Annotated in this window: 12 protein-coding genes; 1 reads left to right on the top strand and 11 read right to left on the bottom strand. The window is 41.2% G+C overall.

The genetic code is table 11. The features are described 5' to 3' along the window. Window positions 1-317 precede the first annotated feature (317 nt). The gene (locus B7E04_RS09450) at window positions 318-1,364 is read left to right on the top strand and encodes a hypothetical protein (protein WP_080778420.1); all 1,047 of its coding nucleotides are present in this window, start codon (window positions 318-320) and stop codon (window positions 1,362-1,364) included. A 64-nt stretch (window positions 1,365-1,428) separates the two neighbouring features. On the opposite strand, the gene B7E04_RS09445 is transcribed toward B7E04_RS09450, so the two are convergent. The 11 genes from B7E04_RS09445 to B7E04_RS09395 form a co-directional block, all read right to left on the bottom strand. Next, window positions 1,429-3,525: a M13 family metallopeptidase gene (locus B7E04_RS09445; RefSeq protein ID WP_080778419.1), complete on the bottom strand. Its 2,097-nt coding sequence runs from the start codon at window positions 3,523-3,525 to the stop codon at window positions 1,429-1,431. Between the two features lie 239 nt (window positions 3,526-3,764). Next, window positions 3,765-5,822, bottom strand: coding sequence for a M13 family metallopeptidase (locus B7E04_RS09440; RefSeq protein WP_080778418.1), 2,058 nt, complete (start codon window positions 5,820-5,822; stop codon window positions 3,765-3,767). Window positions 5,823-5,934: 112 nt separating this feature from the next. Continuing rightward, the gene (locus B7E04_RS09435; protein ID WP_080778417.1) at window positions 5,935-7,185 is read right to left on the bottom strand and encodes a CinA family nicotinamide mononucleotide deamidase-related protein; all 1,251 of its coding nucleotides are present in this window, start codon (window positions 7,183-7,185) and stop codon (window positions 5,935-5,937) included. Window positions 7,186-7,443: 258 nt separating this feature from the next. Continuing rightward, complete coding sequence (locus tag B7E04_RS09430; RefSeq protein WP_080778416.1) at window positions 7,444-7,986, bottom strand: lipocalin family protein; 543 nt, start codon at window positions 7,984-7,986, stop codon at window positions 7,444-7,446. Window positions 7,987-8,058: 72 nt separating this feature from the next. Continuing rightward, window positions 8,059-8,793 (bottom strand): LytR/AlgR family response regulator transcription factor, encoded by a 735-nt coding sequence (locus B7E04_RS09425; protein WP_080778415.1) that lies wholly within the window; start codon window positions 8,791-8,793, stop codon window positions 8,059-8,061. A gap of 58 nt (window positions 8,794-8,851) precedes the next feature. After that, window positions 8,852-9,571, bottom strand: coding sequence for a PA3715 family protein (locus B7E04_RS09420; protein ID WP_080778414.1), 720 nt, complete (start codon window positions 9,569-9,571; stop codon window positions 8,852-8,854). Window positions 9,572-9,671: 100 nt separating this feature from the next. Further along, the gene (locus tag B7E04_RS09415; RefSeq protein ID WP_080778413.1) at window positions 9,672-10,088 is read right to left on the bottom strand and encodes a DUF6326 family protein; all 417 of its coding nucleotides are present in this window, start codon (window positions 10,086-10,088) and stop codon (window positions 9,672-9,674) included. Between the two features lie 21 nt (window positions 10,089-10,109). Further along, the gene (locus B7E04_RS09410) at window positions 10,110-10,805 is read right to left on the bottom strand and encodes a DUF4386 domain-containing protein (RefSeq protein WP_080778412.1); all 696 of its coding nucleotides are present in this window, start codon (window positions 10,803-10,805) and stop codon (window positions 10,110-10,112) included. Between the two features lie 239 nt (window positions 10,806-11,044). After that, window positions 11,045-12,823 carry a tetratricopeptide repeat-containing sensor histidine kinase gene (locus B7E04_RS09405; protein ID WP_139785377.1) on the bottom strand — a complete coding sequence of 593 codons (1,779 nt, stop codon included), beginning with the start codon at window positions 12,821-12,823 and terminating at the stop codon, window positions 11,045-11,047. A 173-nt stretch (window positions 12,824-12,996) separates the two neighbouring features. Next, the gene (locus tag B7E04_RS09400; protein WP_080778411.1) at window positions 12,997-14,316 is read right to left on the bottom strand and encodes a tail fiber domain-containing protein; all 1,320 of its coding nucleotides are present in this window, start codon (window positions 14,314-14,316) and stop codon (window positions 12,997-12,999) included. 564 nt (window positions 14,317-14,880) lie between these two features. After that, window positions 14,881-16,485 (bottom strand): hypothetical protein, encoded by a 1,605-nt coding sequence (locus tag B7E04_RS09395; RefSeq protein ID WP_139785376.1) that lies wholly within the window; start codon window positions 16,483-16,485, stop codon window positions 14,881-14,883. Window positions 16,486-16,634: the final 149 nt, after the last annotated feature.

The raw sequence follows: 16,634 nt of genomic DNA, 5'->3' as shown, positions 1-16,634 counted from the left end.
CTGTCTTTGAGTAATTTACTGATGAATCAAATAAATTACCAATCCAATGTTTAAATTTAAAAAAAAACTGTAACATACAAAATTTTGTCAAGATTTTTCTTGATATATTTCAATTAACCCATAATATATATATCGTAAAATCATGTCTTTACGATGTCACTAAACTATGAAAAAATAAATAAAGATAAGCTATGGAGATGTAAAATAAAAACTTTGTGCTCCCTGTATGGATAAAAAGCACCAAACTGCTGTTAAAATGAGAATTCTTACGGAATGAGGAAAAAATATTCTTTATATTTAAACAAAACAACAGCGTCATGAAAGATGTAAAGATTGCGTTCAGAAAACCCATTTATCCTGTTTCGGAAGCATTAAATCAGTATCTGGAAAAACATAACAGGACCACGAAGATCCAGTTTTTGTATGAAGACCTGTTAAGATTCAGTGACAGTGTGAATATCCTGGATAAGGACGGAAAAGATACTTTGTGGCTTGGCGTCATGTATCCTGAACATGAATTTAACGAGATAGAGGCCAATTTAAATAAGATCTACACCCTTCTTCATTCTGACGGTGATGAAGCTACTTTACCCTACCTGAAAGTAGATACCATCGATTTTTGTACCTTCGGAAACTCAAAACCTTTCCGGATCCGGGTGAGAAATATTCTCAACGATAATCATACTAATTTTTATATCAAACAGGCCGATGCTTCGCGTATTTACGGACTGGAAATTGAAGACCTGCTTTCTCCCAACCGGATTAACTTCCTGATTTATAAAAACACCCTGATAGAAGAGCATATCTTAGGGATTCCCGGAGATGTTTTTATTCAGAAACATTTACAGAATTGTACGGAACTGGAAAAAGCACAGATTTCCAAAGAGTTTGTAAAATTCAATGAACGTTGTCTCATCGGGCTGCTTGGTGATATGCGGTCTTATAATTATGTGATCATTCCCATTCACGATTTTGATCAGGTGATTTACAGAATCCGGCCTATTGATTTTGATCAGCAAAGCTATGAAGGGAATCTTAAGGTTTATCTCCCCCAGTATTTCAAAGAAAACAATGTGATGGTTCAAATGGTGCTGGAAAAACTTAAACCTAATTCGATAGAGCAATATCGTAAGGAAGTCCGTTCACAGATTATCAAGAGGGTGACGAGCAGCCAAAACAGATTCGAGGAACTTATTGCTATTATGAAAAAAGATAATATTGCGCCGGAGGCCCATGTTACCGAGCTGAAAACAGCTCTGCAGAAGCTTACTTATGATGTCAATTTCAAGTATTGCAAAACCATGGGAGATATTATAGAAACGGGAATAAAGTTTGTCCTGAAAAATTATAAGAAAGCCTACTAAAAAGAAAATCCATCCCGCATTCAGCCGAGATGGATTTTTTCTTTTCTAACAATTTCCGGTTCTTCTACCAGATTTTTATCCTGTCCTGAGGTGCTTTGTACATTTTGTCGCCAGGTTTTATGTCAAATGCTTTGTTGAACGCATCCTGATTCACCAGCGGACCAAATGCCCTGAACACTCCCGGAGAGTGCGGATCTGTCTTCACCTGGTTGATCATATACTGGTCTGTGGATTTTGTTCTCCAGACCGTAGCCCAGCTCATAAAGAACCTCTGATCCTGTGTAAATCCGCTTATCTTTCCTGGGTTTCCTTTATCTTTTAAATACATCTGAAGGGCATCATAAGCTACCGCTACCCCACCCAAATCACCGATATTTTCACCGCTTGTAAATTTACCGTTCACAAAGCTTCCTTTTACCGGTTCGTAAGCGCTGTACTGGGCAGCAAGCTGTCCCACTTTAGCATCAAAATTCTTACGGTCAGCATCCGTCCACCAGTTATTAAGGTTTCCATCACCGTCAAAACGTGATCCGCTGTCATCGAATCCGTGGGAAATTTCGTGACCAATTACCGCACCAATGCCTCCGAAATTCACGGCAGCATCTGCTTTAGGGTTATAGAAAGGCGGCTGAAGAATAGCTGCCGGGAACACAATCTCATTGTTGGATCCGCTGTAGTAAGCGTTTACGGTTTGCGGCGTCATTCCCCATTCCGTTTTGTCTACCGGCTTACCTACTTTATCAAGACTTCTCTGGTACTGCCATGCAGATACATTCTGAAGATTGGAATATAAGGTAGCTCCCTGTTTCGGAGATTCTACTTTCAGTTTTGTATAATCTTTCCATTTATCCGGATAAGCAATCTTCACGGAAAATTTGGACAGTTTCTCCTGAGCCTTCACTTTGGTTTCAGCAGACATCCAGTCTATATCATTAATATGTTTCCTGAATGATTTTAAAAGGTAATCGATATAAGTTTCCATCTGCGCTTTTGCCTCCGGAGTGAAATATTTTTCAACGTATAATTTACCGAAAGCCTCACCCAGAACGCCATTCACAAGAGAAAGTCCTCTTTTGTCCATCGGGCGCTGTTCTTTCTGGCCCTGAAGGTATTTGGCATAGAAATCAAACCTGATCTGCTCAAGGTTATCATCAAGGTTGCTGGCATTTCCGTTGATCAAGTGGTATTTTAAATAATCTTTCAGCAGCGGAAGGTTCTTTTCGGTGATGAACTGATCCATATTCTGATAATATTTCAGTTCCCCGATGATCACTCTATCTGTATTCACACCTGCATCTTTCAGGTATTTCGCCAGATTAACGTTTTTAACCAGCCCTGAAAGCTCTGTTACATTTTTCGGATTATATCTCAGATTGGCATCCCTGTTTTGTTCCAGTGTCAGCAGATAATTGGCCAGCTGCTTTTCAAAGGCCACTACATTCTGTGCCGCCTGGTCAGCATTTTTATTTCCTAAAACTCCGAACAGCTTTCCTACGTACGTCTGGTATTCTGCCAGGGTTTTGGTATTGGCGTCATTCACTTTCTGATAATAATCTCTACCCAATCCCAGATCCGGACCGCCCAAATATACCGCGTTCATTTTAGAATTCTTCATATCGGCGCTTACCCTCCATCCGTAGAAAGAATTGTCTCCTAATTTTGTAGCTTCAAGAAGGTATTTCTGAAGGTCATTAAGGTTTTTAATCGCTTCTATTTTTGCTAAATCCCCTTTGATGGGAGCCAGCCCTTCAGCATTTCTTTTGTTCACATCCATGAAAGAAGCGTACAGGTTCTGGATCTTCTGGCCTTCCGAGCCTTCAGAATAGGATTCGGATAAAATTTTGTTTAAAATATCCAGTGAGGCATCATCCACATTTTCTCTCAAAGCATTGAAAGAACCCCAGCTTGCCTTATCGGAAGGAATCTGAGTGGTTTTCACCCAATTTCCGTTCACGTAGCTAAAAAAATCATCCTGCGGACGAACATTTTTATCCATATAAGATAAATTGATTCCTTCCTCTTTTCCATCTTCTTTCATAGGTTCTGCAGCGTTTATCGTGGTTTCAGCTTTAGTTTCTGTACCTGCTGTTTTCGCCGTTCCGCACGAGTTTAAAAATACAATGCCGGAAAGAGCAAGTATTCCAATATTTAGCTTTTTCATTAAAAAAATTTTAGTTGATATACGAATATATCAAATATACAAACTTTAGTGATAAGTGATTAATGATAATTGATAAATGATGAAAATCTGACAGTTTGGGTTTGAGGGTTTGAGAGTGTTAGGGTTTTAGAGTATAGCAGTGTACAGATGTGAGACTTCCCTAATCCCTATAGTCCCTAATCCCTAATCCCTGCTACCTAAAAAAACAAAACCGCTCATTGCTGAACGGTTTGTTATAGTTACCAGATTTTGATTCTTTCTTCCGGAGTTTTGTATAATTTGTCTCCTTGTTTCACGTCAAATGCTTTGTAGAAAGCATCCACGTTGATGAGTGGACCAAAGCTTCTGAAATATCCCGGAGAATGCGGGTCAGTTTTCACCTGGTTGATCATATATTTTTCACTGGATAAAGTTCTCCAAACGGTTGCCCAGCTTAAGAAGAATCGCTGATCCTGGGAGAATCCGCTGATTTTTCCAGGGTTTCCTTTATCTTTTAAATACATCTGAAGGGCATCGTAAGCGATATTTACTCCGCCTAAATCAGCGATGTTTTCACCGTTTGTAAAGGTACCGTTCACGAAAGTTCCTTTTACAGGTTCGTATTTGTCATATTGAGCGGCAAGTGCTTTAGTTGCTTTTTCGAAGTTGGCTTTATCTTCAGGAGTCCACCAGTCTACCAGGTTTCCGTCTGCATCAAACTGAGCTCCCGAATCATCAAATCCGTGGCTCATTTCGTGACCGATTACGGCACCGATTCCTCCGAAATTCACGGCAGCATCAGCTTTTGGATTGAAGAAAGGCGGCTGAAGGATTGCAGCAGGGAATACGATTTCGTTGTTTACCGGATTGTAGTAAGCGTTTACCGTCTGAGGCGTCATGCCCCATTCTGATTTGTCAACAGCTTTTCCAATCTTTGCAAGATCTTTATTGTATTGCCATTCTGTAATGTTCTGAAGGTTTCCGTACAGGCTTCCTCCTTTAGCTTCAGAAACGATATCCAGTTTTGAATAATCTTTCCATTTGTCCGGATACGCTACTTTTACGGTAAACTTATTCAGCTTGGTCATTGCTTTTTCCTTCGTGGTAGAAGACATCCACGCCAGGTTATTGATGTGAACTGCGAAGCTTTTCTTTAAATAGTCAATCAGTTCCACCATCTGGGCTTTTGCTTCAGCCGGGAAATATTTTTCAACATACAGTTTTCCGAAAGCTTCCCCAAGAGTACCGTTGATTAACTCAAAACCTCTTTTGTTCAATGCTCTCTGCTCCTGCTGGCCTCTTAAATATTTACCATAGAAAGCAAATTTCATATTTCCAAGGTTTTCGCTCAGGTAAGAAGCGCTTCCGTGGATCATGTGGAATTTCAGATAATCCTTGATCACAGGAAGGTTCTGGGCATTCACCAGTTTATCAAATTCTTTGTAATACCCGATTTCCCCGATGATCACTTTATCCGTGCTTACTCCAACTTTTTTAAGATAAGCAGGAATATCCACTCCTTTTACCAGTGTTGAAAGCTCAGCCATTGTTCTTGGGTTGTACTGAAGGGTATTGTCACGGCTCTGCTCGTTGGTCAGATATGTTTTAGCAATGCTTTTTTCGTAATCAACGATTCCTTTAGCAGCTTCATCAGCGTTTTTATAGCCTAATTCTTTAAGCATGGAAGCTACATACTTCTGATATTCAGCAAGGGCTTCCGTATTTTTTTCGTTTACTTTCTGATAGTAATCTCTTCCTAATCCTAAAGACGCATTTCCTAAGTAAACGGCATTCATTTTAGAATCTTTAAGATCAGCATCTACTCCCCATCCGTATAATGTATTTTCACCGTCTTTAGTAACTGAAATCAAGTAATTCTGAAGGTCTGCAAGGTTTTTGATGGCATCAATTTTATTCAGGTTGGCCTGGATAGGTTTGATTCCGTCTGCATTTCTTTTCTGCATGTTCATGTACGTAGCATACAGATCCTGGATCTTTTTCCCTTCGCTTCCGTCAGCAAATTTATCTTTCAAAAGAGAGTTCAGAATCGTCATTGAATTGTTGTCTGTATCCTCAGCCAGTTTGTTGAAACTCCCCCATGTAGGTTTGTCAGAAGGAATTTTAGCTGTTTTCATCCACGTTCCGCTTACGTAGTTATAAAAATCATCCTGCGGACGTACTGAAGTATCCATAAGGCTAATATCCAAGCCTTTATCTGTGCTGTTAACTGCTGTTTTCACGGCTTTAGCCTGCCCGTTCACTGTATTCAGTGAGCAAACTCCTGCCAATAAAAACAAAGAAAGCGTTAGTTTTTTCATTATGATAGCAATTTTTGTTATATGTCTGTCTTTTTAATAATTTGTTACGTTAATTTTAATAAAATATCAACGGCACCATCTATTGATTATTTTAAACCCTGATAGTTAAAACTCATTCTGAAATTAACAGCCCTACCAGATCCTGAATAATCTTCTGTGAAACAAAATTCATAAAATCAATCCGGTCTAAATGAGGCAGGTATAATTTTGAAGTGACTTCTTTATCTTTGATTCGTATGGTGTAGAAAACCGTTCCCACTTCTTTGCCATCCTCCCCTTTACCAGGGCCTGCAACACCTGTTGTAGACAGGGAAATATCCGTATCAAACAATTTCTGACAACCCAGTGCCATCTCCGCAGCGACCTGCTCACTGACCACCGTAAACTGATCCACCGTATCCTGAGAAACGTTTAAAATCTGAACTTTCTTTTCCGTGGCATAGGCTACTATTCCTCCAAGAAAGTATTTTGAACTCCCGGAATTGGACGTGATCATTTTGGCCAGTTCACCTCCGGTACAGCTTTCTGCGGTGGAAATTGTCAGTTTTCTTTCTGCAAGAAGCTCTGCAAGAATATTTTCTATTTTATCTTCAGTCACCGCAATGACATGGCCTTCCACCAGAGGGAGAAGTTTCTGTATTTCATGCTCAGCCTGCTGTTTTAAAGCCTCCTCATTCTCTCCGGATGCTGTAATTCTCAGCTTCACACGGGTTCCTACCGGCAGATAAGACAATGTCATATTTCCGGGAAGGGCGAGTTCCCAGTCTTCAATGGTATCTGCGAGAATACTCTCGGGAATTCCCACCACGGAAACTATTCTGGTGTGGATATAGTAAAGGTTGAATTTTTCTTTCAGATAAGGAATAATCTGATCCCTGATTAATGGTTTCACTTCATATGGAACTCCCGGAAGGCTGAAGCTCAATTTCCCGTCCTGCTCCATCATCATACAGGGTGCGGTCCCGAAGTGGTTCTGAAAAACTACCGATTTTGTAGGGACGAACGCCTGTTCTTTGTTCCGTTCAAGAATATCAATGCGCCCCCGTTTTTCCATATAATTTCTAAGGTGGTTGAACGTAACCTCATCCAGTGCAATCTCGTCATTAAAAAATTCGGCCAGCGCTTTTTTGGTCTTGTCATCCCTCGTAGGGCCCAGACCTCCTGTGGTAATGACGAGATCGCCCAGCTCAAAAGCAGTTTTTAAAGTATTTTTAATGGTATCGATCTCATCGGAGATGGTGAAGATCTGTGTAACCTGTATGCCGATGTTTTTAAGTTCAGTGGCAATAAAATTAGAATTGGTATCAACGGTATTTCCGGAAAGGATTTCATCACCAATAGTGATCAGAACAGCTTTTTCCATATGGTAATTTTTGAAAAAAAATCTTCTGCAAAGGACGGGAAAAATGGTGAGAGGGCAATGGAGAAAAGGGGAAAATAGTAAAAAGGCGAAAGGGCGAAAGGGCAAAGGAAGCTGAGAAAGCGAAGAAAGCTAAGAGCGTGAATTTGCTTATTTGTGAATTTGCTAATCGGCCGTTTTACCGTTTTGCTTTTTAGCCCTTTTGCGGTTTAGCCTTTTTGCCATCTTTTCTTTCTCAGCTTTCTTCGCCTCATTAGCTAATTACTGATTATGCTTCACCCAGATCAGCTCATCTGTAGTATAGCCGATCTTTTTTGCTTTTTCGAGGAAACGCTGTTTTATGCTTTCAGGGATGGTGGTGGTACGGGACAGGATCCAGAGGTATTTTAAACTGTTTCCGGCAACCAAAGCGTACTGATAATCTTCATCGATATCAATGACGTTGTAGCCGGCCCATATCGGTTTGAAAAATGAAACTTTAAGCCGGGCTTCGGTTTTATCTTTCACGAATCTGGCTTCACCCACAGATTCTTTCCATTCTTTTTTAACGTAATTATAGCCTTTATTGCTTACGCGGATAGAACCATTGGGGTTTTCAGAATACTCGGCGGTTACATTGTCCATATCCTTTTCGAATCTGTAATCGAAGCGGGCTATTTCATACCATCTTCCGAGGTATTTTTTAGCATCAAAATTACGGACGGCTGTTGCTCCTTTCGGAATTCCTGTTGAACAGGAGCTGTAAATCATGAGACCTAAAACCCCTAATGCCACGGGAACAGCAATTTTCTGGAACGTTTTCATAATGGATATTTTGTGTGGTTGCCGTGAAAACTTCAAAAATAATGCCTTTGGGCTGTTAAGGAACGATAAATTCTATGAAAAGACCTTCAGAAAATTGTCTTTGAAACTGCCGGAAACTTCAATTTCCGTATTATCCGAAAGCATGACCGTCCCGCTTTTGTGGTAAGATTTTACAAAGCCTGCGTTGATGATGTGGGAACGGTGAACCCTGACGAACGGATTCTCCAGAAGATCATCAAAATGTTTCAGGAAACGGCATACCATTTTTTTGGAACCGTCCGTAAGATAAACCTGGGTAAAATTTCCGTCTGCCTGCAGCCTGAGGATATCTTCGGTTTTCACCACATCAAACCCCTGAAGTGTGGGTAAAATGAGTTGTTGTTTTTCAGGTTTCAGTTTTAAATTTTCAAGAAGAATTTTATTGCGATTGATTTCTTCCTTTTTTTCAAGGCTTTCAGCGACTTTATTCACGGCCAGAATCAGTTCCTGGATATCTATCGGCTTTAAAATATAATAGCTTGCCGATTTATTGAGCGCCTGCAAAGAATACTGGGAAAATGCAGTGATGAAAATAGTTTCGTAAGACAGATCTTTTGTGGCTTCCAGCACATCAAACGCATTCCCGAACGGCATCTCTACATCCAGAAATACCAATTGAGGTTGGGTTTCATTGATCAAGGGAACGGCTTCTTTAATATTTTCAGCCTCGCCTGCTATTTCCACCTGCGGGCAGTATTTTGTGAGATAGTTTCTCAAAACTTCTCTGGCTATAAGCTCATCGTCTACGATTACGGATTTTATTTTCATTGTTTCTGGTTGTAGGTGGCAGATATTAGGTAATAGGTGGCGGGGATATGGGAAAAAGTTATTGGTATTTGCCGTTTTTGAATTTCAAGATGCGGTAAGAGGTTTTTGAGGTTTCGTTTTCCTTGCAGTCTCCGTTTACATCTTTGGTTTTTCTGTTGACCGAGGTGGTTTTGATTTTAAGATCAGTAAAGCTGTTCGTTTTTGTCTTATCCATTATAATCACGGAAGTATCATCGTCAGATTCACCGGTACAGCGGGTATTCCATTCGACACTGTAGCGGCTTAGTTCAAATTCATTTAAAACTTTTTTAAGGGTTTGCCCCGCCGGATAATACAGTGAGATCGTTTCAGAAGAATACGGATTGGGCTGGCTTCCGTTCCTGACACTTACTTTTACGCCAAAAGCGCGGATTCCGCTGCTGATGTTGTACAGGCCTGTATCTATCATCATACTTTGGAGCATAACAGCGTCTGATGTAATGTCAACCGGATCGAAATACTTATTTTTGATTTCACCATTTTCATTGGTGATCACAATATAATTCCGGACTACGAAAAAGTCGTCCTCCTCTTTTCCCTGCAGAACCGGAAGCACTGCAATGTATGACTCTTCTGCGCCCGGCATTTTCTTTTCGGTGCAAAATTCTTCTTTGATTCTGGTTTTATCGAGCTTCAGGGCTTTTACCATCTTATCAAACCTGTCGATATTCATCTCCTGTCCCTGCAAGGTTCCTGTCCATAGAGATATCAGTATCGCAATAAATACATATTTGTTCATTTTCAATTGAGTCCGGTAAAATATCCGGATATTCATGTAAAAATAAAAAATATTTGGCTTACAGGATTATTTCCGGACAAAACCTGAACCCAATCACCCTTCAGACCCGTTTCCACTTCCAGGCATAGACCACGATGAGTATCGTGATGAAGCTTTCCACCAGGGCCAGGAAAACATAAAAGGCACGCCATGCCGTGAGGGAAGTCACCGCGATAAGCAGCATGACCGCTGTAAAAAATATTCCTAAACTAATATTAAGAATTCTGTTGACCTGCGGTTTTACAATAAGAGATAGAAAAACCATCACAGCCGGAAGCGAGAGTGCAAACGCCGCGATGAACAATTTCACAGGGGTATCCAGCAGATTGGTTCCTTCTACGAGGCCTTTTGCTTTCTGAGGAACATATAATTCAAAATAATCGCCGTAGAGATAGCACAATGTGACAGCAGCCCAGAGACTTGAAAGTATCATTCTGATATTCACTTTCGCATCTTCAAATTTTGCAGAAGTATTCATGATGAAGTATTTTTTGTTTGGTTAATTGGTCTGTTTTCTGTTTTTAACACCGCCAATCAGCAGCCATAGACACATTCCTATTTCACCGATTGAAGCAGGAAGCGTTATATAGCCGGATATGGCGTAGTCTGAAAAATCAGGAATAATGGTCCTTCCCAGTACATTGAGGACATAGCCTACACATCCCAGCATTAAAAAAACTCCTAAAATTCTGGGTAAAAAACCGGATTTACAGACCAGGTATCCAAATGGCAAAAGCCAAAGCCCCCAAAAGATCTGAACAATTAAAATTCCTTTGTTGTAGCTATTCAAAAGAAACATCACCTGTGCCTGCAACTGCTCTGCATTGAAGGCTTTTAAATATCCGGCTCCTTCAACGATCGTGAGCACAGAAAATTTATTCTGTAAGTTGAGAAACGAAATGGGAATACTGATCAATGCCAGGATCACCATGAGCTTTGCGTAAGCTCCATTGACGTCTTTCAACAATCTGTAAAGAACAAGGGGAAGCAGTGTAAAGGCAATATAGCAGATCATGCTTCCGGCAATACTTAACCTGAAAAGTTGTGAGGATTGGAAAATCTGTTGAAAAGTAAGGGCCGGATCTTCCCGCACGATAAGCTTCGAGGGTACATACATTAAGCTGAAAAGCCCAGTCAATACAACAATAAGGTAAAGGAATCCTGCCTGTCTGGCCGTTTTGTTTTCGGTAGTCATCTTTTTAGTTTTACCTATAAGACAACATTTATTTTAAATTGGTTACAGAATAATGAAAATGACCTGTAATGGTCCGGAAGCATGAAGATTGAAGAGGGAAGTTATTGAAGTCTGAAAAAGAACTTTAAAGGAATTGTATTAATTTTTTTAAACTGCTTTATAAATTCTATGGCTGGTATTTAGTATTAACTCATATAGCAACTTCCAGCCTCTCGCTTCCAGCTTCCAGCCACTTCATATTAAATTTTATAACTGATCTCCACCAGAACTCCCTGCTCACCGTTTTTATCAGTCACCTTACACCGGATATCCTGGTGGTATAGGTCATTCAGCAGCTTGATTCTTTCCATGGTATTTTTCATTCCACGGCCTTCCCTCGTTTTCTGATGCTGGGTTTTCTGCTTTTTGCTTTCTTCAATACCAATTCCATTATCTTCAATGGTGATTTTCAGGTGATGATCCTCTTTTTCAAAATCAAGTTTTAAAAATCCTTTATCACTTCTGTAACGGAGTCCGTGCCACACGGCATTTTCAAGGAACGGCTGAATCAGCATCCCAGGAATTTTCAGGCTTTGCGTATTCAGGCTTTCGTCTACGTTAATTTCATAGTCAAATTTATCTGCAAAACGTGTTTTTTCGAGGGCAAGGTAATTCTGGAGAAGATCCAGCTCCTGCTGGAAAGGGATAAAATCTTCGGCAGAATTTTGCATCACACCTCGCATCAGCTTTGAGAATTTGGTCAGATACTGGTTGGCTTCCAGCTCGTTATTGGTTGCAATAAAATGGTTCACACTGTTCAGGCTGTTGAAGATAAAATGAGGGTTCATTTCACGCCTCAGCGACTGCAGGGCAATTTTTTTATTTTTGATCTGAACTTTTTTCAGGGTTCTGAAAATAAAGATGATCAAACCTGTCAGCAGAACCAAAGCTCCGATCAGGCTGTAATTAAATACATTTTTCTTCCGGATCAGCGCATCCTTCAGTTCTTTTTCCTTTTCCAGCTGTGAGATCCGCTGTTCGGTATCTTCCAGTATTTTGTTATCTACAAGGCTTCTGTCTTTGGAGACAAGATCCGGAAGTTTTCCGAGGAAATCCCTGTACAATGCTACTGAAGCACCGGTATTTCCCGTTATATTATAAAGGCTGTCCAGCCGTTTTACACTTTTCCGGGCTTCCAGTGTATGTCCTTTTTCCAGGGCAATTCCATAAGCGTTTTTTAATAAGGCTACCGCTTCTTCAGGATCATTTTTCTTAATATAAATATCCGCAAGCTCCTGAATCTGATTCACTTTTTCCTGGGAATTTTCCTTAACGAAATCTTCTTTCAATACTTTCTTCTTGGCTTCTATGGCTTTTTCAAAATTCCGGTTTTCTACATAGAAATTCGTCAGCTTCTGATTGATTTCCAGAGCCTGCTGCGGTGCCTCCTTTTTAGAAAGCACATAGGCGTTGTTCAGGTTTTCCTCCGCTTTGGGAATATTGTTCTGCTGGATGTTCACATCGGCCAGCTGACTGTAGTTTGCGGCCAGATCGCCTTTATCTTTTGCTTTAAGATTGAGTTTGATATTTTCCTGGATGGCTTCTGCCTTTTGCTCAACATTGGGAGAAGAGAGCCTGGCGGCATCATTGGCATTCACGGCTCTGTTCTTTTCGTTGTAGCTCATCTCGGCGGCCATGCTGTAATTGCTGATGGCAGGGGTTATTTTATTCTGCTTTTCCTGGGACTGGGCAATTTTCCGGGTAACGGATTCCAGGTTTTTTTTGTCGTTAAGGTTTTTGTAGATCGTTCTGGCTTTTATCAGAAACTCTTCGCTTTTAGCATAATTCCCCTGGTTGTAATAATCGTTGGCAATACCCATATAGCTGTCTGCAACGCCTTTGTCATCATTATTGTCTACGGCTCTTTTCAGCCTTACCGAAGATTTATAGGCCTGCGTAACCCGTGTGGAATCCTGTGCCGGACAGGAATTTCCTGCAGCCATAATGAAGATGAAAAATATTTTAAAAACTGTTTTCACGGATTTCAGATCTATACTGCAAAGTAAGCAAATCTTTACGGATCCTCTTCTATTCTTTACCAAGTGAAAGTGCTGTTTCACCCAGTTGCTTCTAAAAAATAAAGCTTATCCGAAGATAAGCTTTACATCATTCATGTTAATAGAATCGAAAAAAATATGGAAATGGAATTAATCTATTTTTTTTCTATCAGTGCCTTCAGTGCTTTCAGCTCTTCTTCCATCCTGCTGATTTTCTCCTGCTGCTGCTGAACTGCTTTTGTAAGAACCACGGTCATTTCCGCATAGTTCACCCCTAAAGTTTTCATTTCGTCATTGGCTGTGGTTACCAGCTCCGGCATTGCCTTCTGGATTTCCTGTGCCACAAACCCTACTTTTTTGTCCCTGCTCAATGCTTCATCCTTATATTTATAGGTAATGGTGCGCAGCTTTAGGACCTCATTCAGCCCATAGGTGTTATCCCGGATCTCTTTTTTGATCCTGATATCTGACGGGGTGATGGTCCCGGAAGCCAGAATGTTTCCGATCACGTGCAAGTGTTGAGTAGGATTGGTGGTACCTATACCTACCCTGAAACCGCCAGCTGAATTATTAATGTGTATATGTGGAGTATCCCTGACCATAATCTCTAGCGGAGTATCAGATTCTGTACCGATCCAGCCTGCCTGGACATTCCCATTTGAGCTCCCGGATCCTACATAGCTCATTATCCTGATAGTTCCATCTGTATGCAGAAAGCCGTAATTGTTATTTGCGGTTCTCACATGTAATCGGGTTTCCGGGTTCATGGTACCGATGCCCACATTACCGTTTGCGGCTACCCTTAACCTGGAGCTATCGAAGGTCATCAGATCCAAAGGATGCTCGGTTCTCGTTCCTATATAACCGGAAGGGACAGTACTTCCGGAGCCGGTTCCTATCCAGGTTCTTATATCAACAGTTCCATTGCTCTGCTGGAAGCCATATCCTTCTCCTCTGATATCCAGCGGGGTAAGTGGACCTGATGTTCCAATTCCCACCCTGTTATTCGATGCATCCACGGAAAATGTGGTTCCGTCTACGGAAAAAGCATTCGCTGCTGTTCCGGTGAAGGCCAGGGTATTGGCTCCCTGGGTTACCGTACGGTTATTGGTAAGCGTTCCGTTGGCATTATAAATGTTTTCTGCCGCCGCCGCATTAGTAGGGTTCTCGAGCTTCACCCATACGGTACCGTTATAAAAATAATAGCCCGTGGCATCGATATTAACGGCGGCTCCCGTCTGTGTTCCGGTGGCAATGCTGTTCACATACACCATAGTGGAGGTCTGCACCCCGGTCATGTTTTGGGCTCTCTGCCGGTCTATCCTTGGGATAAGGATCCCGTCCCTGTCGGTAGAGGTTCCTGTTGCATTTCTTGCGGTAATGTCAAGGGTTCCCTGAGGGGTTGTGTTATTGATTCCTACCTGACCGAAGTATACTGCAGGCAGCAGCATCAAAGCGAATACTTTAATTTTCATTTCCTTATGTATTTTATTTAGGTTAAAATTCAATTTATCTAATTGGCTAAGTTTAATAGTATATTTTAATGTTGAGGGCTCTGGTAGGTATCCGGATCATTCCTTTCCGTTCCGTCCTGTAAAATTTTTGTCAAAACTAGGGTCTTTTATTAATCTCTTTCATATTTTCCTGTTAATAGAATGTTATCTGAACAGGGAAAAATGGAGAAAAAAAGTTAACTATACATAATGCAACCATTTATAAATCAGTGCCATAAAAGCAATAATCTGTTAATATTTTCATTATCACAATCTGCTGCTTATTCCGGCATTTTAAAAAGGTCTTTTTATTCTGATCCGCAAGATATAATTCCTTTTCAGAAAGAAGCAGGCTTCCGTTTTGTACAAAATGATCTTAACTGAAACCTGCCTGCTCCCTGCAAAAAACTAAAAGCACTACTGCTAAAAGGATTATTTTCCGCAGCCGTTTTTATGTTTTTATAATGGCAGAATAAACAATCCGTTTCGGTTATCTGGAATTAGAACTTTGCATATTCCATTATAACGCCCCGGAGATTAATTGCTCTACAGCTTATACATCCTGATTACAGAATTACTTTTATTAATTTTAATGGTATTTGGATCATTAGACATGTCATTTGTAGTTGTGGTGTAGAAATTAAGCCTCACCTTATCGCCCGTATGTAAAGGAATGGTCATATTTACGCTTGTAGGGATGGTAGCATTAGAAATTCCTTTTAAAACAACCGCGTTATCTTCAGCCAGATAGTTGGTATATGTAGTGCTGCCGGCGGGAGCTACAGACATAAAAGATTTTAAAATTCCATATCTCCCGTCAAAGGTATTCGTCCCCGAAACATAAAGACTTACAACAGTACTGAACATGTAGATCCCGTTTTCTTTTATGGTGATAATACCTGTAGCAGGATCATACACCCCATTAGGATCTGAACTCTCGTTCAGCGCAATAGCTGACGGAACATTTGTAGTCCATCCGGTATTATTGTTCCATACAATATCAGAGCCTCCGGTGGCCTGCATGTATAGTCCTACATTGGTAGTGTTTCCTACCAGATAATTTTCCCAGGCCGGAGCAGCGTCCGCGCCTTTTGAAACAAGCACCTGCCCTGCGGTACCGGCGCTTCCGGCCGTAGCGCCGCTACCGCCTACATTCAGCTCACCGGTTACCTGAAGACCTCCGTTTACATGAACTTTTCTCTGTGGGGTATAGGTACCCACGCCAAAATTACCGCTCGTATCTAATCTCATTCTGAAAGTATCTTCTGTCATAAAATCAAGATTATCCTTGCTGACAGTTCCAAACCATGCAGCACGGGTTCCTCCGTTGCTTGAACCGCTTCCTACATAGCTTCTCAGTTTGATAGTGCCGTCCGTATGCTGAAATCCAAAGGTATTGCTCCCGGCAGCAGCGGTGATATCCAGCCTGGTTTCCGGGTTCATGGTCCCGATGCCCACATTACCGTTTGTGGCTACCCTTAACCTGGAGCTATCGCCGGTCATCAGATCCAAAGGATGGCCGCTACTCGTTCCTATATAAGCGGAAGGGACAGCACTTCCGGAGCCGGTTCCTATCCAGGTTCTTATATCAACAGTTCCATTGCTCTGCTGGAAGCCATATCCTGCTCCTCTGATATCCAGCGGGAAATTTGGACTTGATGTTCCAATTCCCACCCTGTTATTCGATGCATCCACGGAAAATGTGGTACCGTCTACGGAAAAAGCATTAGTTGCTGTTCCGGTGAAGGCCAGGGTATTGGCTCCCTGAGTTACCGTACGGTTATTGGTAAGCGTTCCGTTGCCATTGTAGATGTTGTTCCCTGCGGCTGCATTATTGGGGTTTTCCAGCTTCACCCATACAGTACCGTTATAAAAATAATAGCCCGTGGCATCAATATTAACGGCGGTTCCCGTCTGTGTTCCTGTGGCAGTGCTGTTCACATATACCATGGTGGAGGTCTGCACCCCGGTCATGCTCTGGGCTCTCTGTCGGTCTATCCTCGGGATAAGGATCCCGTCTGTGTTTGTGGAGGTTCCTGTGGCGTTTTTGGCAGTAATGTCAAAAGTTCCCTGAGGATTTGCCGTGTTTATGCCTACCTGCCCGAAATAAACAGCAGGGAGAAGCATTAATCCGAATAATTTTACTTTCATTGCTTAGTGTGTTTGTAGTATATTTATTTTTCTTAGTGTATTTTATATTTTTTTATGAATTTAACCTTATAACTGTGTCAGAATAATGCTGTATGAATTTCATACAATTCATTAATCAACTGATATTTTTACAGACCCTACAGAATAAT

The sequence above is a fragment of the Chryseobacterium phocaeense genome, from assembly GCF_900169075.1.
GTDB lineage: Bacteria > Bacteroidota > Bacteroidia > Flavobacteriales > Weeksellaceae > Chryseobacterium > Chryseobacterium phocaeense.
This window is presented reverse-complemented; position numbering and strand designations above follow the sequence as displayed.